Below are 19,608 nucleotides of genomic sequence, written 5' to 3' on the forward strand. Positions count from 1 at the left end.
ACCTTTATATACCTTCAAATATTTAAATAACAAACACAAATCTATTTTATAAGCTTCGATAGTGTTTTTTGATTTACCTTTAATAGTTTCTAAGTAATTCAAAAAATCCATAATCACTTTAGGAAGCTTATTTATTTCTTGAACTTCAATACCGAATCTGTTTTTAATATTATTTATATATTTTTCATCATCTTTGATAATTGAAGTTATATCAATTTTACTTTTAGTTTTTTTCAAATTTGAATTATATATTTCAGTCATTTAAATCCCCCTTATATGCAATTTTGCATTAATTTCATTATATCATAGGAATTTTATGCTAACAATAAGATTTATTTCGCTAAATGGTTATTTAGCGAAATTATTTTTAGAGTTTTTTCTCTATTTTTCTAACATTTTAGATTTATTTTTATAACATTAGATCTTTATCTTTTAAACTCCTACTTTTATTTTTAGCTTCTTTGTAAAATATTCTTAAATAATTTATTTTTATAATCCAGCGTCTTAACTTTTCATCAATTTCATATTTCGATTCTGTCATATTTTAAATTTCAACTTTTTCTTCGTATTACAAAATATACATTTTATAAAAATATAAATTTAAAATTTTATTTCAACAAGCATCTTGTTTTTGTTGATAAAAAAAATAAAACGCATATAAAAATACGTTTTATTTTTCAACTTCTACAATTTTAATAACTAAATCAGCCTTCAATAATTCTGATTTAGAAAAACCTTTTCTAAAATATCGTATTTGCTTATATTTTTCTCCATTCATTTCAAAATCAAGAACATCAATACGATCACCACTATATATTATTGGTTCCTTTTGTCCTTTAATAGTAATCTTAATTTTCATAACTTACTCCTTTGTATAATTATATATTTAGTATACATCATCATTTTGAATTTATAAAGAAAAAAGGGAAAGTTTATACAAACTTTCCCTCAACTTTATAAATAGATTTTTACTTTTTGAAAATCCCAAAAGGCTTTCCAACTGGTAAAAATACTCTTCCAAAATGCTTATTTAACACAGCAGCTCCTGAACCATAGAATGACATTATTGCAATTAATAATTCAGACCACGCAGCTATTCCGTGTGTTAATTCTGGCATAATACCAAATGAATTTAATGATAATCCTATGAATAAGAAATCAATTAAAACAAATATTGTAAATAATACCTTGTGAGTTTCCATAGCACCTACTGTCATAAATACAGTAAATATTAAATATCCTAAAAATGCAAATCCTAATTGCTTAGTGTCTGTAGCTTGTGCTAACTTTTCTCCAAATACTCCGTTTTGAATTAACCAAGTGAATCCCATTGAATACCAGAAGAATGCATAAGCACCGAATGCTGTTGCTCCAAAAGTATTGTCATGTTTAAAATCATTTATACATGCAAATAATTGAGCTGTTGCACCTAAGAATATAGCCCATGGTAATACTAAAGATACTCCTGATGTTAATCCTAATTTTTGAGATGAAGCAACTAAAGTTATTATAGCTAATCCAAATAATCCTAATGCTGACGGATCAGCAGTAACAATTTTTACCTTTTGTGTGTTTTCCATTTCTTCCTCCTATGTAACGCTTATTAAGTAACGTTTATTATGACCTAATCAAGATTATCAGAAACTCAATATCTTGTCAATATTTTATTACTTATTATTATTATATTCCTCTATTCTTCTAGCTATATCCTCTAAATACTCTTGGCGTTCATATTTTTCTAACAACTCTTCTTCTAATTTTGTTTTCTCCTGATCTAATTCGTTCAACAATCCATAACTGCTAGAATTCTTATTCATTTCCTCTTCTATCTCAACTATTTTCATTTCTATAGCTTCAATATCATTATAAATATTTTCAAATTCCTTTTGTTCCTTAAATGTAAATTTAGGTCTTTCATCCTTATTCTTTACATATTCCTTTTTCTTAGTATTCTCTTCTTTAGTGCTTTGCTCTTCTTTTTCTCTTAAAAACTTAATTTCTTTATTTATTAGATAATCACTATAATTTCCATTATATATATTAATTAACCCTTTGTTCTCAAAAGAGAAAATTTTATTACAAATTCTATCTAAGAAATATCTATCATGAGAAACAACTATTACTACGCCAACGAATTCATCAATAAAATCCTCTAAGATTTTTAAAGTTTCTATATCAAGATCATTTGTAGGCTCATCTAATATAAGAACATTTGGAGCTTCCATTAAAACTCTTAAAAGATGTAATCTTCTTCTTTCCCCACCTGATAACTTTTCAATCATTGTATACTGCATTGTTCCATCAAATAAAAATCTTTCAGCTAGTTGAGATGCACTTATTTTACTTCCATCCTCTGTAGGTATCCACTCTCCACCTTCTTTTATATAATCTATAGCTTTCATAGATAAATCCATATGGGAATCATCTTGTGTAAATGTGGCTATTTTTACAGTTTCCCCTACTTCTATATCTCCATTATCAGGTTTAATTGAACCTTTTATTATATTTAATAATGTTGTCTTCCCAACTCCATTATCCCCTATTATCCCAATTCTATCTTCTTTCAAGATAGTGTAATTAAATTTATTTATAAGCTTCTTTTCACCGTAACTTTTGCTTATATCATGCAACTCAATAATTTTCTTACCTAATCTAGTTCCTATAAAAGACATCTCAAGACTTGGTTTTGGTGCTATATACTCTTGATTAACTAAATCATCAAATCTTTGAAGCCTAGCTTTCTGTTTGGTTGTTCTAGCCTTAGCTCCTCTTCTTACCCATTGTAATTCTTTAATAATTAATTTTTGTCTTTTTTCTTCAGATGCAGCTTCTATTTCTAATCTTTCAGCCTTCTTCTCTAAGAAGTCACTATAGTTACCTAAATATTGATATATATTTCCTCTATCTAATTCTAATATCTTATTAGATACTCTATCTAAGAAATATCTATCATGTGTAATCATTAATAAAGCACCTTTACGACTGTTTAAATACTCTTCTAACCACTCTATAGAATCGGAATCTAAATGGTTTGTAGGTTCATCAAGAACTAACAATTCACAAGGTTTAATCAAAGCCGAGGCTAAAAATACCCTTTTCTTTTGCCCACCAGATAAGGCTCCCATTTTCATAGTATAATCTGTTATTCCAAGCTTATTTAATATTACCTTTACTTCACTTTCTAAATTCCATAAATTCAAAGTATCTATTTTTTCTTGAATTCTAATTAGCTTATTGTTATCTTCTTCACTAAAGCCATCACTACTTACCTTTTCTAGTAATTCCTCGTACTCCATTAATAATTTCATTTCTGGAGTATCACCTTTAAATATTTGTTGAAGCACTGTTGCATTTGGATCAAAATCTGAATTTTGCTCTAAGTATTCTACTCTCACACCTTTTCCTTTAGTTATAACTCCATCAAAGAATTCGTCCTTGCCAGTAACAATCTTTAATAAAGTAGATTTTCCACTACCATTAAGACCAATAATACCAATTTTATCTCCTTCATTAATACCAAAAGATACATTATTTAATAATATTTTTTCACTATAGGTTTTATTAATATTTTCAACATTTAATAAATTCATTTTTTTCTCCTTTGATTATTCATTTCATTCACTAATTTTATCATATTTTAATAATGAAGTTCAAATTTAATACGAAATTAATGGCACCTTTTATAGATGCCATTTTCATTAATTTATTGTTCATTTAATAATTTGTGGATTTTTTGTACCTCTTCATTTTTATTCATCCACCAGTTTCTATACCATACAAAAATTATTTTACATCCTAAATTCATTAAATCTATTATTTTAATTAATTCTTTATAATCAAAAATATCTTTATTATTTATATATATAACCTTATTTTCTGCCTTTTCAAAATCTACATATATAATTGAAATATCATCTTCTTTTTGAAAAATAGTATATCCTAAATTATTAAGCATTTTAAATATACTTCTATCTAATTTTTCATTACCACTCTCATTATCTTTTCCATGTCCACTATCTGATATATCTATTAAAGCTGATTGTTTAACAACTAAATCAAAAACTTCATCTATCTTATCTTTATGTTCAAGATATTCTTTTTCATCTAGAATTATAATAGGAAATATTTTCAATAAAAAATCAATATTTTCTTTGGAATATCTTTCATTCGTTAATTTATCAATATTCAATTCATTAATTTTTATATTATTTTCTACTGAAAGCTTCTTAATTTCTTCATTACAATTTTTTCTTAAGGCTTTTAACAAAATCTTATTATATGATTTTAATGCTTCATTTAATTTAATTATTTTTTCATATACTTTATTATAAGAATTTATTATATCTATCTTATCATCTTCTATAGCTTCTATATTCTTATAGCAGTAATAATTAGGTATAAATTCTAATACACTCTTTAAATCTTTTTTATTAGTTAACTTTTCATATATATAATCCAAAAGCTCCATTGAGGTTTCATTCAACATTTCAATATCACTTTTCAATAATAAGTAATCCTTATATACAGATAATGTTTCTTTAATATAATATATATAATTATACAATTCCTCTTGATTTGTAATATTCTTATTTATTTCTTCTAAAACTTCATCTTTATAAACTTTATTTATAAAGGAAAATGAACCAAAAAACATCTGCAAATATTCTACGTTTTCAATATATTGATTAAATATCAAGTCTTCCTTTTCCTTATACTCATCATATAACTCTTTTTTTCTAGCAAGCATCTCTTTATATTTTCTAATTCCCAAATGATTATACCATTTAAGATTTTCTGCTTTATCAAGTATTTCTTTATTATGTTTATAATTTATATTCTTCGCTATATCTTTAATCTGATCATTGCTATAATTTTTATAATACACTTTCTCATTCTCAAAATCACTTGTATATTCATTAAAATAAATTGGTGGTATAAATGCGAAATTATTATTTAAAATTCCACTTAACTTTTTTATAACTTTATTGATATCATCTTTATTAATATCATCTCTTATTATATCAAACTTCCTATTATTCTTAAATTTCTTATATTTAATAAAACTATTTACATAATTATTTTTTATTAAATAGTTAACCTCTTCAATTACCTTCGAACTATTACATTCTAAAATTATCGGTGATTTACTTAATATAGAATAGTATTCAAACTCCTTATCTTTAAATTCAATACTTTTATGAGTAATTGAATATAAATCATTTAAAGAATATTTTATTGAATCCTTATTAACAAATGCAGAAAATATTTTTATAATATTTTCTGCACTATTATTTATTTGTCTTCTTAAAACTATCATTTTTTTAATATCTAATTTTTTATCATTATTATCCTGTATAATTTCATTAATTATTGTAGATAAACTTTGCTTATCAAATTCATTTATTATAAACTCATTAAAATAATTAATTATCTCATTAAATTCTTCATTTTCCTTTATTATTGCAACATGCTTTTTATTTATTAATTTTTCAACAATATCATCAAAAGCTTTATTATTTAACATAAGTCTGTAAACACTATCCATTGTAATATTCCCCTTATACTATTATTACTATAAGATATGATTTTTTTACTATTTACATTACTATCAATGATAATTTAATAGAAAAACTCGCTTTAGGTAAATAATACCTAAAGCGAGTTTTTCTATAAATAATTAAACATTAATTTCACTCTTTATATCTAGGGCATCTTTATTTTCTTTTATAATAGGTTCTACATACTCTTCTATAAATTCAACAACTTGACTTGGAGCTCTTCCAACAAACTTTTGCGGATCTATAATAGCTAAGATTTCTTCTTTGCTTAAATTAAATGATTCATCTGCTATAATTCTTTCGATTAAGTCATTATTTAATCCTTCACCTTTAACCCTTTGAGAAGCAGCCATAGAGTGTACTCTTATTTTTTCATGTAACTCTTGTCTATCTCCACCTTTTTTAACTGATTCCATCATTATGTTTTCTGTAGCCATAAATGGTAATTCATTATTAACATGACTTGCAATTACTTTTTCATATACAACCATATTTTCAGCAATATTAATATATAAATTTAATACACCATCTAATGCTAAAAATGCTTCTGCAACAGATATTCTCTTATTAGCAGAATCATCTAATGTTCTTTCAAACCATTGAGTAGAAGCTGTTATTGCAGGATTTAACGCATTTACAATTACAGTTCTTGCAAGTGCACCTATTCTTTCACTTCTCATAGGATTTCTCTTATAGGCCATTGCAGACGATCCTATTTGATGTTTCTCAAATGGTTCTTCTACTTCCTTCATACTTTGTAATAATCTTAAATCATTACTAAATTTATAAGCACTTTGAGCAACTTCAGATAATGTATTTAGAACTATTGAATCAACTTTTCTTGGATATGTTTGACCAGTAACTCCATAACTCTTATCAAACCCCATTTTCTCAGCAACATATGTATCTAATGCTTTAACTTTACTTTCATCACCTTCAAATAAATTCATAAAACTAGCTTGAGTACCAGTTGTGCCTTTTACACCTCTTAATTTTAATTTAGTTAATAAGAAGTCTATATTTTCTATATCTAAAACCAAATCTTGCATCCATAATGAAGCTCTTTTACCTACAGTCGTTAATTGAGCAGGTTGGAAATGTGTAAACCCTAAAGTAGGCATATCTTTATATTTCATTGCAAAATTAGAAAGATGATGTAATACAGTAACTATTTTCTTCTTAGTTAATAATAACGCATCTCTCATTATTATTATATCCGTATTATCTCCAACATAGCAACTAGTAGCTCCTAAATGTATTATCCCTTTTGCATTTGGACATTGCAATCCATAAGCATAAACATGACTCATAACATCATGTCTTACTTCTTTTTCTTTCTTTCTTGCTTCTTCATAATTTATGTTATTTATATTAGATTTTAATTCATTTATTTGTTCATCTGTAATATTTAATCCTAATTCTTTTTCACCTTCAGCTAAAGCAACCCAAAGCTTTCTCCAAGTTGAAAATTTCATATCATCAGAAAATATATAACTCATTTCCTTTGATGCATATCTTGAGTTTAATGGCGAGTTGTATAAGTTTGTCATTTAAATACCTCCGAATGTTACTTGTTATTTATTTTTTATAATTCGTATTATACCATATTTTTATTTATTTTGTTAGTTATAATTTTTAAAAACTTTTCATATTATTTTATATGAATATATAATATGGGGGATTTATTATGTGTAAGTTAAACTTCTTTGATAAGCTATCGGCCATTCTTGTTTTATTAGGCTCAATCAATTGCGGTGGTATAGGACTTTTTAGTACTAATATTATAGCTTCTTTAGTGGGTAATAATGTTATCATATTTAGAATAATATATATACTTATTCTAATAGGTGCTATTGACTTAATTTCTCTTCTATTTAGATGTAATATTTTTAAAATAACAAACAATAATTAACTTTTACTACATAAAAAATAGGAAAATAAAAAAAGTGCATAAAGCACTTTTTTTATTTTAGTCTTCTAAAGTTTCGATTAATTTAGCGATTTCTTCAGCTGCTAAAGTTTCATCATCACCACTAGCTGTTACTGTGATGTTAGCTCCTTTAGTAACTCCTAATGATAAAACACCGATTAAGCTCTTAACATTAGCTTTCTTTCCGTTAAATTCAATGCTTACATCAGACTTGAAAGATGAAGCCTTCTTAACTAATAAAGTCGCTGGTCTTGCATGTAAACCAGTTCCATTGTTCACTATTACTTCTTTAGATACCATTAAACACACCTCTTTACGTATAATATATTATATATCTAACGATTACATTATATACTGTCTTTTAAAGAATTTCAATACCAAAATACTTTTTAATAAAAAAGTTAAGTTTTTTTCATTCTCAAATATGTTTTTTATTTACTTATCTAGGTTGAACAATTAGTTTTATTGCAGTTCTTTCCTCTCCATCAATTTCAATATCTGTAAAGGCAGGCACACATACTATATCTCTTCCACTTGGTGCTACAAAGCCCCTCGCAATTGCTATAGCCTTTACCGCTTGATTTATCGCCCCTGCACCTACAGCTTGTATCTCTACGATATTCTTTTCTTTAATGATTGCTGCTAGAGCACCTGCCACTGAATTTGGGTTTGATTTTGTTGATACTTTTAATACTTCCATTTGTATTTCTACCTCCCGATTTAAAATCGTTTACATCTAATGACGTATAATTACTTATATGATTATATATTCTACAAAATACTTAAAGTTCCTTCTTTTATTTAAAAAAATTTTACAAATTAAAAAAAATACATTTTGTACTCATACAAAATGTATTTTTTTATTTATTTAGCAAAATCCACAGCTCTTATTTCTCTTATTACATTAATCTTAATTTGCCCTGGATACTCTAATTGTTCTTCAACACTTTTAGCTAAATCACGAGCTAATTCAATCGAACCAGCATCGTCTAATTGTTCTGGTTTAACCATGATTCTAATTTCTCTTCCAGCTTGAATGGCATATGACTTATCTACGCCCTCATAAGAATTTGCAATTTCTTCAAGTTTCTCTAATCTCTTAATATAAGCTTCTAGTGTCTCTCTTCTTGCACCAGGTCTAGCTGCTGATATTGCATCAGCTGCTTGAACTAAAACAGCTTCTAAAGACATCATTTCTACATCACCATGATGCGCTGCAATTGCATTAACAACTAAAGGTGATTCATGATACTTTTTAGCAAAATCTCCTCCAATTAAAGCATGAGGTCCTTCTTGTTCTTGATCTATTGCCTTACCAATGTCATGCAATAATCCAGCTCTCTTAGCTAAATTTACATCAAGACCTAATTCTGAAGCCATTACACTTGCTAAGTATGCAACTTCTATTGAATGTTTTAATACATTTTGACCATAGCTAGTTCTATACTTTAATCTTCCTAAAAGTCTTATAATTTCAGGATGTAAACCATGTACACCTGTTTCTAAAGTCGCTTGTTCGCCTTCTTCTTTAATATCATTTTCAACATCTTTTTTGGCTCTTTCAACCATTTCTTCAATTCTAGCTGGATGTATTCTTCCATCTACAATTAATTTTTCAAGTGCTATTCTAGCTACTTCTCTTCTTATAGGATCAAAGCTAGATAAAATAACCGCTTCTGGAGTATCATCAATTATTAAGTCTACTCCTGTTAATGTTTCGAGTGTTCTTATGTTTCTACCTTCTCTTCCAATAATTCTGCCTTTCATCTCATCATTTGGTAATGCAACAACATGAACTGTTGATTCAGATACATGATCAGCTGCACATCTTTGAATTGCAGTAGTTATAATTTCCCTCGCCTTTTTATCAGCTTCTTCCTTAGCTTTTGATTCAATATCTTTAATCATTAAAGCTGCATCATGAGAAACTTCTTTTCTAACTTCTCCAAGAAGTATCTCTTTTGCTTCTTCAGATGTTAAAGTTGAAATTCTCTCTAATTCTTCTCTTCTTTTTACATATAACTGCTGAATATTTTCTTCCATTTGATCAATTTCTTGCAATCTCTTATTGATAGTCTCTTCTTTCTTTTCTAAAAGATCACTCTTTTTGTCTAAAGATTCTTCTCTTTGAAGAATTCTTCTTTCAAGCCTTTGAATTTCATTTCTTCTCTCACGAGAATCTCTGTCTAAATCATTTCTTAGTCTGTGAACTTCTTCTTTCGCCTCTAAAATAGATTCCTTTTTAGTTGCTTCAGCTTCTCTTTTAGCATTTTCTACTAACTCATTAGCTTCTTTTTCTAAAAATAAAACTTTATTTTGTGTGGCTTTTTGTATAGCTTTGTATACGATAAAACCGAATACTACTAATAACAAAATATCAACCAATATCATTGGTAATATCTTATCCAAACTAACACCTCCTCGTATAAATCTCTATTTATAAATGAATAGAGAACGTCTAGGTGCCATATTATTCTCACTGTCCCTATGAATATGATAAACCAGTATTTGTTATTATTTTACCTTAAAAACAAAATTATGTCAAGATTAGTTCCTTGTTATATACCTATAAGAAACTATAGTTATACGCTTCCTTTTTAGTATTCCCCCATTTAGACAGATATATTAAAGGACTATATAATTAATATTCATTATATAGCCCTTTTTATTACTTATTTATTTTCTTTTTTCTCTATATTTTTATCTTCCATTAATGGCAATTCATACTTTGCTCTTATTTTATTTTCGATTTCTAATGCAACTTCTGGATTTTCCTTTAAATATTGCTTAGCATTTTCTCTACCTTGCCCTAATCTTATATCACCATAAGAGAACCAAGCCCCACTCTTTTGAACAATATTTTCTTTAACACCAACATCAACTATATTTCCTGTTCTAGAAATACCTTCATTATACATTATATCAAATTCAGCTTGTTTGAATGGAGGAGCAACCTTATTTTTCATTATCTTAACTCTTGTTCTGTTACCAACAATTTCATCACCTTGTTTTATTGAATCAATTCTTCTTACATCCATTCTTACACTTGAATAGAATTTAAGAGCTCTTCCCCCTGTAGTTGTTTCTGGATTTCCAAACATAACTCCAACTTTTTCTCTTAATTGATTTATAAAAATAACTACACATTTAGATTTATTAATAGTACCAGTTAATTTTCTTAATGCTTGAGACATTAATCTAGCTTGTAATCCAACGTGAGAATCTCCCATTTCACCTTCTATTTCAGCTCTTGGAACTAAAGCCGCAACTGAGTCAACTACAAGAACATCTATAGCCCCTGATCTAACTAAAGCCTCTGCAATTTCAAGCCCTTGTTCTCCAGTATCTGGTTGAGATACTATAAGATTTTCTGTATCTACTCCTACATTTCTTGCATAACTAGGATCTAAAGCATGCTCAGCATCTACGAAAGCTACTGCTCCTCCTAATTTTTGCGCTTCTGCAGCTACGTGTAATGCAACTGTTGTCTTACCTGAACTTTCTGGTCCATAAATTTCTATTATTCTTCCTCTTGGAACTCCACCAATTCCTAAAGCTATATCTAAATCAAGGCAACCAGTTGAAATTGAATCTACATTCAAAGTGCTATGTTCACCTAATTTCATTATAGAACCTTTACCAAATTGTTTTTCAATTTGACTCATCGCATTCTCAATTGCTTTTAACTTATTTTCATCTATATTTGCCATAAAATAACCACCCTTTCATGAACATTTGTTCTTCTATGTCTAAATTATAATTTATATTTAATTTATAGTCAACATTTATTATATTTTTTATATATTAAAAGTTCCTACTATAAAATATAGAAGGAACCTTTTTTTAAAATTATATCCATTTAAGCTATTCTTAAACTTCTATTTCATAGAAATTACATGTTTATTTTTTATGAAATAATCAATTCCTGAAACTATTGTTATTAAAACAGCTATAAACATTATAGTTTCTGGTACGTAAGTAAAGAAACCTTTTAAGAAACTATTATTATTCACAAAACTTATTGCACTTGCTGATGTATTAATATTCACCTTCAATAATAATAACAGTATAGCAATCATCTGTGTTACTGTTTTAATTTTTCCCCACCAACTAGCTGCAATAACTATACCATCTGATGCGGCTAATGTTCTTAATCCTGATACTGCAAATTCTCTTGCTAGAATCACAACTACAGCCCAACCTGCTACTAACTTAAGTTCAACTAAAGAAACCAATGCAGCTGTTACTAATAACTTATCTGCTAACGGATCCATAAATTTACCAAAATTAGTTATTTGATTTCTACTTCTAGCTATATGCCCATCCAATTGATCAGTTAGCGATGCTATAACAAATACTATAGTTGCTATTATTGATCCATATGGAATTTCTTTTACAGTTATAAAAACTAAGAAGACAGGCACTAAAAATATTCTAATCATTGTCAATTTATTTGCTAAATTCATCTAAAACCTCTCCCATTAAATCGTACTCCATAACATCATGAATCTTAACTTTTACTATATCACCTAAATTTAATGATTTTTCTTTCTTTATGTAAATAAGACCATCAATTTCAGGAGCCATTTCGTAGCTTCTTCCAATGTAATATTCTCCATTATTTCCATCTATAATAGTATCATATATATTTCCTATTTTCAATTTATTTTGTTCTTTAACTACCTCTCTTTGAACTGCCATTAGTTTCTTTTGTCGTTGTATCTTAACCTCTTCATCAACTTGACACTCCATTTTTGCAGCTGGAGTATCTTCTTCTTGAGAGTATGCAAACACACCAACATTTTCAAGCTTATAATCTTCTAAGAACTTCTCTAGCTCTTCAAAATTTTCATCCGTTTCACCAGGGAATCCAACAATCAAAGATGTTCTCAACGCTATTCCTGGGACTTTACTTCTTAAAGTATCAATTTTACTAATAATAGCTTCCTTATTAGTTCTTCTACCCATTTGCTTTAAAACACTACTACTTATATGTTGGATTGGTAAATCTAAATATTTAACAACTTTTTCATTTCTAGCAATTTCCTCAATTAACTCATCTGTAATTTCTTCTGGATAACAATATAATAGTCTTATCCACTCAACACCTTCTACTTTAGATATTTTAGATATTAAATCATGAAGCATTCTTTTTCCATAAATATCAACTCCATAATCAGTTAAATCCTGAGCAATTAAAATTATTTCCTTAACCCCATTATCAACTAGCATCTTTACTTCATCTAAAATATTTTTTTCTAGCCTACTTCTAAACTTTCCTCTAATTTTAGGAATTATACAATAAGTACAGAAATTATTACACCCTTCAGCAATTCTAACATATGCAGTATGTTGCTTAGTTGTTAATAATCTAATTCCTTCATTAATTCCTTCATCACTATAAGTTGCTGATGAAATTCTTTTCTGATCTTTTATAAAGTCTAATATTAATCTGTGTAATTTCATATAATCATTAACACCCATTAATATGTCTATTTCAGGAATTAACTCTAATAACTCATCTCCATATCTTTGAGTTAGACATCCTGTAGCAATTAACATTTTACATTTATATTTGTTTTTATATTCTGCCATCTCTAAAATTGTATCAATAGATTCTTGTTTAGCACTTTCTATAAACCCACATGTATTAACAATAATTATGTCTGCTTCCTTTGCATCATTAGTTATCTCATAGTGTTTATTTATAGACCCTAATATTAATTCTGAATCAACTCTATTTTTATCGCAGCCTAAGCTGACCATTCCAACTTTATATTTTTCCAAAATAATTTCCTCCTAAGTTCAAATAATAATATTTATTGTAATTTAACTATCTTATATTTACAAGTCTTTTATACTATTGATTATCGTACATATCCTCTTTTTCAATTAATACTTGTCTTGGTTTACTTCCATCCTTTTCAGAAATTATACCACGTTCTTCCAATTCATCCATTATTCTAGATGCCCTATTAAATCCAACTCTTAATTTTCTTTGTATAAAAGATGTTGAAGCTTGTTGATATTCAACAACTATTTTCATAGCCTCTTCTAATAATTCATCCCCCTCATTTGTTATTACACTCTCAGCAGTAACTTCATTATTTATATGATTTAATATATCTTCCGAATAATCTATATCCTCATCAGATTGCTTTATAAATTCAACTACATTTTCAACTTCTTCTTCAGAAATAAATGCCCCTTGAACCCTAACTGGTTTATTTTCACCTATAGGATAATAAAGCATATCCCCCCTACCAAGAAGTTTTTCAGCTCCCACTTGATCTAATATAGTTCTTGAATCTGTTCCAGAGGAAACAGCAAAAGAAACTCTAGAAGGAATATTAGCTTTTATAACACCAGTTATTACATCTACAGATGGCCTTTGTGTAGCTATAATTAAGTGCATTCCTGCCGCTCTAGCCATTTGTGCTAACCTACAAATATAATCTTCTACATCATTCGGACATGCCATCATTAAATCTGCAAGCTCATCTACAATTACTACTATATAAGGTAACTTTTCTTGTATTTCACCTTTGTCAAAAAGTTTATTATATGATTCTATATTTTTTACCTTCATTTGAGAGAATAAGTTATATCTCTTGTTCATCTCATTAACTGCCCAATTAAGAGCACCTGCAGCTTTTTTAGGATCTGTTACAACCGGAATTAGCAAGTGAGGTATTCCATTATAAACACTTAATTCTACAACTTTAGGGTCTACCATAAGAAGTTTCACCTGTTCTGGAGAATACTTATATAATAAACTTATTATAAGTGAATTTATACAAACAGACTTTCCCGATCCAGTAGCCCCAGCTATTAACATATGTGGCATCTTACTTAAATCACCAACTATACATTTTCCAGTAATATCTTTTCCTAAGGCAAAAGCTAAATTTTTATTAGTATTTGTGAACTCTTTAGAATCAAGAACCTCTCTTAAAAATACAGGCGATTGCTTTTTATTCGGAACCTCAATACCAATAGCTGCTTTACCCGGAATCGGCGCTTCCATTCTAACTCCATTCGCCGCCAAGCCTAAAGCAATATCATCTTGTAAGTTAACTATTTTTGATACTTTAACTCCTGGACTTGGCTGTAATTCAAATCTAGTAACAGAAGGCCCTTTAGTAACTTGTACTACTTTAGCCTCTACTCCAAAATTAGAAAGAGTTTCTTCTAATTTATTTGCATTTTCAATTAAATCTTTTTTATCCTCATTCTTTAATTTAAGTTTAGAGTTTATATTCAATAAATCCATACTAGGGAATAGGTAATCTTTCTTTGCAATTTCACCTACTCCATTTATTGAATGCTCTATCTCCTTACTTACAACCTCTTTATCTTCATGAGATAATTTTTTACTATTCTTTTTTGAACTATTAATTTCACTATCAGCTGTACTATTTCTAGTATAAACTTCAGAATCATCTAAATTAAAATTTTGAAGAGGATTTACATCTTGCAACTCAGAGTTTCTCATGAAATCAAGAATTTGTATTTTGTTATTTATCCCCTTGATAAATTCATCTTTTTCATTTTTTCCATCAGGAACGATAACTTCAATAGTATCACTATTAATACTTTTTTCTCTCTTCTTTCTAATATTCTCTTTCTTAACTTCGCTTTTAGCAAAACTAACTCCTATAAAGGCAGTTATCATCTTTTTCATTTTCACATATATATCATATAAAGTTATATCCATTAATAATATCATGCCTATTAAAAATAAAGTACTATATAATATATAACTTCCTATATATCCTATTAGCTTTGATAATGGATATGTAATTAGAAACCCAAAAAATCCACCATGAAGAGAATAATTGTTAGAAAAATTAAATTTTTTAATCATTTCTAAAAAACCTTCATTATTATATGCTGACCCACTGATAAATTGAATTGACATAGTACTACAAAACAGCCATACAACTATGGCAATTACTGTAACACTAAAAAATCTTCTAGAATACTTTATTGTCCCTTTAGATCTTATTGTATCTATACCAAAATAAATAAGATACAAAGGAATTAGATATACTATAACTCCAAACATATTATACATTGTTTTTCTACATATTACAGATAAAACTCCAGCTAGATCTGTATAAGTTGAAAAGGCCAATAATATTCCTATAGCTATATATAATACCGCTTTAACATCCCCCTTTTTCTCAGTAGATTCACTACCTTTCTTTTTTGTATTTCTTTTTTTACTCCCTGTTCCCATCAAATCACCTCTATATTAAAAAAACATCATTTTTAGCAAATTTTATTATATTATAGCCTATAAATATTTTAAACATATTTCAAATAAAAAAGAAACTCCTTAATCGGAATTTCTTTTTTATTTTACTTTATTTATCTTTCTCTTGATTATTTCTTATAAGCTCATCTAATTTATCTAGAGCATCCTTAATTCCACCAACACTATCTATTAATCCACATTCTACCGCCTGCTCTCCAATTAAAATAGTTCCCATATCATTTAGTAATTCGTCTGATTTTAACATCATTCTTTCTAGTTCATCCTTATCTATTTTAGATGTTCTCACAATAAAGTTATTTATACGTTCTTGCATCTTCTTAAAATAGTGGAATGTTTGTGCTACTCCAATTACAAAACCATTCATTCTAACAGGGTGAACTATCATAGTTGCTGATGGAGTAATAAATGAATAATCTGCTGAAGTCGCTAAAGGAACTCCTATAGAATGACCACCACCAATTACAATAGAAACTGTTGGTTTTGATAAAGAACATATCATTTCCGCAATAGCCAAACCTGCTTCAACATCTCCACCCACTGTATTTAATACAATTAATATTCCTTTTACTTTATCATTTTGCTCCATAGAAATTAATTGTGGTATTATATGTTCATATTTTGTAGCTTTAGTTTGTGGTGGTAAAACTACATGACCTTCAATTTGCCCAATTATCGGTAAAATTTGAATACTTTGATCAGGCCCTGACATATTATTAGTTCCTAATTCTTTTATTTCAGAAACCTTTGCTTGTTCCTTTTTTAATTTTTCATCTTCATTACTCTCTGTCTTTTCTTCTTCATTTATATTGGCGCATTTTAATTCTTGATAAATATTTTTTTCATAAGTTTCTTCGTTCATTTTACTTTTCCTCCATAATATAATATTTAATTCTAATAAATACTTTTAATACACATTAGCCTCTAACATCTAAAACAACGGCATAAAGTATTTTTCCATTTTTATATGTACCTTCAACTCCAACTACTATTTTTTCATCTAATTGCGGAACCTTTATAGTACCTCTTTTCATTTGTAATTCTTTAATTTCATCACCCCAAATATAGGCTCTAACTTTAATAGGCTTCTCACTAAACTCAAAGTTTATTACTTCTCCAGCTCTAACTTTCAAAGAAGGTTTTTTCAAAAGTATTTGATAATCATCAAAATTAGTTTTATCAAGTTCACTTTCAGCATTATCATCTTCTATCACAAAATGATATGAGCATAAATATTTAGCTGAATGTTTACCTCTCAACCTTACTATCAATGATGGTATATACTCACTTTCTTTACTCCTTTTTTCTTCACTTTTTTTCTTTTCATTACCATCATTCTTTTCTAAATTTTCAGTTTCACCTAACTGTTCTCTCTTTTCCTGTTCCTTCTTTCTAATTTCCTCTAATCTTTGTTGATCTATTTGTCTCCTTTCTTCCTTTAATTCCTTTTTTAACTCTTCTAAAGTTTTGTATGGCTCATTCTCTCTCTCTTCATTCTGTTCTACATTTTCATTTGGTTCTGCATATGCCATATTAAAATTTAAAGTTATTAGCATAGTTAATATTAAGCTAAATAGAAATATATTTTTTCTCATCTAACAACACCTCTAGAGTTTCTTTCTAAAATAGTTTTCCCATAATCGCATAAATAAATTTATGATTAATAAAAAAGTGTACCAAAAGTTTGATACACTTTTTGGTACACTAAGCTATAAATTACCAGCAACCGCCACCGAAGAATAATAATAAAATTATCCACCAAGCCCAGCCACCGCAGCCGCCACCAAAGCCGCCACAATTGCCAAAGCCACCGCAATTACCAAAGCCACCACAATTACCGAAACCTCCACAGCCACCGCAATTATTGAAACCTCCACAACCACAATTATTAAAATTGCAAGGGTTACAACAAGTGCAGCAACAATTGTTTCTGCAGCAATTGTTTCTTCTACAACAACACTTCTTTGACATGTTTCCCATCTCCTATCATTGGTACTTTAATATATAGTATTCAATTTCACTTTTTTATGTTCACTAATCTAAATATAATTCTTTATAATTAGACATCATTTATTTTTTTTGTTATTATAATCATATATGGTAATCTAAGGAGTGATACATGTATGAATACCAATCGAAATAGACTTATAGCACCTAGAAATGTTGTAAACACAAAAATGTTATATTCATTTTATATATTAAAGGAATTATCAAAAGGAGAAGTTATATTTGGCAATAAAGTATTAGAAGCCTTTAAAGATGTATTCCAAAATTCAAATTTACCTTTTCCAGTATCATCAAGTACAATTTATGAAACTTTATATGATCTTGAAAGTAAAGGATATGTAATAAGCAAATGGACAGGCGATGATTTTTTAAATAAACGAAGCAAAAAGATTTATTCTATTACCGATGATGGAGTTTATTATTATAAACATCATATAGCAGATTATATAGATAACTTAAAAAAGACTAAAAACACTTTGGATCTAATGATTGAAATGTTAAAATGAAGCAAAAGATGATGAGTAATATCCATCATCTTTTTTATTCGTGTTCTATCTCACAAATTTCATCTAAAGATTTAAGAATATATCTATAGCCATCTTTCATTAAAGAATCACTATATAACTCTTTATAACTAATATCATCAATATTCTTAGATAAAACTTTAAGGTAATTATCCCCATAAATCTTTTCTAATACATTCCTATAAGAATTTCTCAGAGCAATATTATCTGAGGAACCACTTTTCCAATAGAATTCTACCATTTTAGAGCATTCTTCTAGAACACCATATAATTGATAAATATAGCTTAATTCTTTTAATGAATACTCATCACATAAAGAGGCAACTATTTTATGATATTCTTTATAAATAGGGATAGAACTATAAAAACTATACTTTTCCTCCTTCTGCAAATATCTTATGCTTTGATAAATCGCATTACAAAAATCTAGCCTAATAATACTAGCATTAATATATTTTTCTTGACATTTACACTGCTGTTGATAAGTTAAATTTTCCTTTTGAATTCTTTTTTGCTCATTCAATGAAAATTTACTTATAAACCAGCTACAAATGGCTCCAATTACCGAACCTAATATTAATCCTCCAGCTGATATTAAAGCAGTAACAAGTGCAATAGGCAAAAAAAATCACTCCTTATTTATAATATTAGTATTAGTATTATCATTATCACATAAAATATTATTTTTATAATTTTAATATTTTATATCTATTTTTTAATTTTTGCATAATATATTTATTAATAATAATTTTATAGGAGAGAATATATTGTCATTTGCAATGAATAATTATATCAAGTCATCATATATAAAAAGGATTTCCCTAGAAAAATGTATTAAAAACAATAATAAACTAATTCTTTACTTTTCACCTAAAGATTATGAACACGTAAACTTTTCAATGATAATCATTAAAAACACTAAAAATAGAGAGGAGTTTGTTTGTCCATTTACTAAAGAACTCCCAAATACAATAACCCTTGACTTAAACCCTCTTTGTTCTTATTTTACAGATTATGAAGGCTCTATTTTTATAAATACTCAAAATAAATTGAATGATACAATATTAATTCCTATACTATCAGAAAAAAACATAATAAACTTTGAAAATAATTCAAACAGTACAAACTTTAAATGGTTTATAAGAGTTTTAGATAACGGCGAACTACGTCTATCTAGCATAGTTAATCAGGACCACCCGTAAAACGGGTGGTTTGCTCTACGCCTATAAGGCTCTGTTACTGGCTGTGCTACTCGCACGTCGAACGGTTTGCCAACCGCATATTTTTACTGGCTACCCCTAAAGGGGCTTT

20 protein-coding genes are annotated in these 19,608 nt (G+C 27.9%); 3 read left to right on the plus strand and 17 right to left on the minus strand.

The window, feature by feature from the left end; translation table 11 throughout:
- From EJJ37_RS17940 to purB, 6 genes are all read right to left on the minus strand, one after another.
- On the minus strand, window positions 1-261 hold a 261-nt coding region (locus tag EJJ37_RS17940), incomplete at its 3' end, for a site-specific integrase (protein ID WP_338032285.1).
- A gap of 409 nt (window positions 262-670) precedes the next feature.
- Entirely contained in the window at window positions 671-859 is a 189-nt protein-coding gene (locus EJJ37_RS17945) for a hypothetical protein (RefSeq protein WP_133016858.1), read from the minus strand.
- Window positions 860-968: 109 nt separating this feature from the next.
- Entirely contained in the window at window positions 969-1,580 is a 612-nt protein-coding gene (locus EJJ37_RS17950; RefSeq protein WP_133016859.1) for an acetate uptake transporter, read from the minus strand.
- Between the two features lie 87 nt (window positions 1,581-1,667).
- A complete protein-coding gene (locus EJJ37_RS17955; protein WP_133016860.1) occupies window positions 1,668-3,590 on the minus strand; it encodes an ABC-F family ATP-binding cassette domain-containing protein in 1,923 nt (640 codons plus the stop codon).
- Between the two features lie 113 nt (window positions 3,591-3,703).
- Window positions 3,704-5,545, minus strand: coding sequence for a hypothetical protein (locus tag EJJ37_RS17960; RefSeq protein ID WP_133016861.1), 1,842 nt, complete (start codon window positions 5,543-5,545; stop codon window positions 3,704-3,706).
- 132 nt (window positions 5,546-5,677) lie between these two features.
- The gene (purB, locus tag EJJ37_RS17965) at window positions 5,678-7,108 is read right to left on the minus strand and encodes an adenylosuccinate lyase (RefSeq protein WP_133016862.1); all 1,431 of its coding nucleotides are present in this window, start codon (window positions 7,106-7,108) and stop codon (window positions 5,678-5,680) included.
- 137 nt (window positions 7,109-7,245) lie between these two features.
- Between purB and EJJ37_RS17970 the strand changes: the two genes are divergently transcribed.
- Entirely contained in the window at window positions 7,246-7,470 is a 225-nt protein-coding gene (locus EJJ37_RS17970; protein ID WP_133016863.1) for a DUF378 domain-containing protein, read from the plus strand.
- A 57-nt stretch (window positions 7,471-7,527) separates the two neighbouring features.
- Here EJJ37_RS17970 and EJJ37_RS17975 read toward each other — a convergent pair whose 3' ends face one another.
- The 10 genes from EJJ37_RS17975 to EJJ37_RS18020 all read right to left on the minus strand — a co-directional run bounded on the left by EJJ37_RS17975 (window position 7,528) and on the right by EJJ37_RS18020 (window position 17,737).
- The gene (locus EJJ37_RS17975; protein WP_042398687.1) at window positions 7,528-7,788 is read right to left on the minus strand and encodes an HPr family phosphocarrier protein; all 261 of its coding nucleotides are present in this window, start codon (window positions 7,786-7,788) and stop codon (window positions 7,528-7,530) included.
- A 139-nt stretch (window positions 7,789-7,927) separates the two neighbouring features.
- Complete coding sequence (locus EJJ37_RS17980; protein WP_005212907.1) at window positions 7,928-8,188, minus strand: stage V sporulation protein S; 261 nt, start codon at window positions 8,186-8,188, stop codon at window positions 7,928-7,930.
- A gap of 164 nt (window positions 8,189-8,352) precedes the next feature.
- On the minus strand, window positions 8,353-9,879 hold the full coding sequence (gene rny / locus EJJ37_RS17985) for a ribonuclease Y (protein WP_133016874.1): 1,527 nt from the start codon (window positions 9,877-9,879) through the stop codon (window positions 8,353-8,355).
- A 281-nt stretch (window positions 9,880-10,160) separates the two neighbouring features.
- Complete coding sequence (recA, locus tag EJJ37_RS17990) at window positions 10,161-11,198, minus strand: recombinase RecA (RefSeq protein ID WP_133016864.1); 1,038 nt, start codon at window positions 11,196-11,198, stop codon at window positions 10,161-10,163.
- 168 nt (window positions 11,199-11,366) lie between these two features.
- Window positions 11,367-11,954 carry a CDP-diacylglycerol--glycerol-3-phosphate 3-phosphatidyltransferase gene (pgsA, locus tag EJJ37_RS17995; protein ID WP_133016865.1) on the minus strand — a complete coding sequence of 196 codons (588 nt, stop codon included), beginning with the start codon at window positions 11,952-11,954 and terminating at the stop codon, window positions 11,367-11,369.
- The gene (gene rimO, locus EJJ37_RS18000) at window positions 11,938-13,275 is read right to left on the minus strand and encodes a 30S ribosomal protein S12 methylthiotransferase RimO (protein ID WP_133016866.1); all 1,338 of its coding nucleotides are present in this window, start codon (window positions 13,273-13,275) and stop codon (window positions 11,938-11,940) included. Before rimO ends, pgsA begins: the two co-directional genes overlap by 17 nt.
- Window positions 13,276-13,348: 73 nt before the next feature.
- Complete coding sequence (locus EJJ37_RS18005; RefSeq protein ID WP_133016867.1) at window positions 13,349-15,730, minus strand: FtsK/SpoIIIE family DNA translocase; 2,382 nt, start codon at window positions 15,728-15,730, stop codon at window positions 13,349-13,351.
- A 127-nt stretch (window positions 15,731-15,857) separates the two neighbouring features.
- On the minus strand, window positions 15,858-16,628 hold the full coding sequence (locus EJJ37_RS18010) for a ClpP family protease (protein ID WP_133016868.1): 771 nt from the start codon (window positions 16,626-16,628) through the stop codon (window positions 15,858-15,860).
- A 55-nt stretch (window positions 16,629-16,683) separates the two neighbouring features.
- Window positions 16,684-17,361: a hypothetical protein gene (locus EJJ37_RS18015; protein ID WP_133016869.1), complete on the minus strand. Its 678-nt coding sequence runs from the start codon at window positions 17,359-17,361 to the stop codon at window positions 16,684-16,686.
- A 121-nt stretch (window positions 17,362-17,482) separates the two neighbouring features.
- On the minus strand, window positions 17,483-17,737 hold the full coding sequence (locus tag EJJ37_RS18020) for a ground-like protein (RefSeq protein ID WP_133016870.1): 255 nt from the start codon (window positions 17,735-17,737) through the stop codon (window positions 17,483-17,485).
- Window positions 17,738-17,889: 152 nt separating this feature from the next.
- Between EJJ37_RS18020 and EJJ37_RS18025 the strand changes: the two genes are divergently transcribed.
- On the plus strand, window positions 17,890-18,279 hold the full coding sequence (locus EJJ37_RS18025) for a PadR family transcriptional regulator (RefSeq protein WP_133016871.1): 390 nt from the start codon (window positions 17,890-17,892) through the stop codon (window positions 18,277-18,279).
- 34 nt (window positions 18,280-18,313) lie between these two features.
- Here the strand turns inward: EJJ37_RS18025 and EJJ37_RS18030 are convergent, their stop codons facing one another.
- The gene (locus EJJ37_RS18030) at window positions 18,314-18,919 is read right to left on the minus strand and encodes a hypothetical protein (protein ID WP_133016872.1); all 606 of its coding nucleotides are present in this window, start codon (window positions 18,917-18,919) and stop codon (window positions 18,314-18,316) included.
- Between the two features lie 145 nt (window positions 18,920-19,064).
- On the opposite strand from EJJ37_RS18030, the gene EJJ37_RS18035 reads away from it, so the two are divergent.
- A complete protein-coding gene (locus EJJ37_RS18035; protein WP_133016873.1) occupies window positions 19,065-19,499 on the plus strand; it encodes a hypothetical protein in 435 nt (144 codons plus the stop codon).
- Window positions 19,500-19,608: the final 109 nt, after the last annotated feature.

It is taken from the genome of Clostridium cuniculi (genome assembly GCF_004353185.1).
Classification (GTDB): domain Bacteria; phylum Bacillota; class Clostridia; order Clostridiales; family Clostridiaceae; genus Clostridium; species Clostridium cuniculi.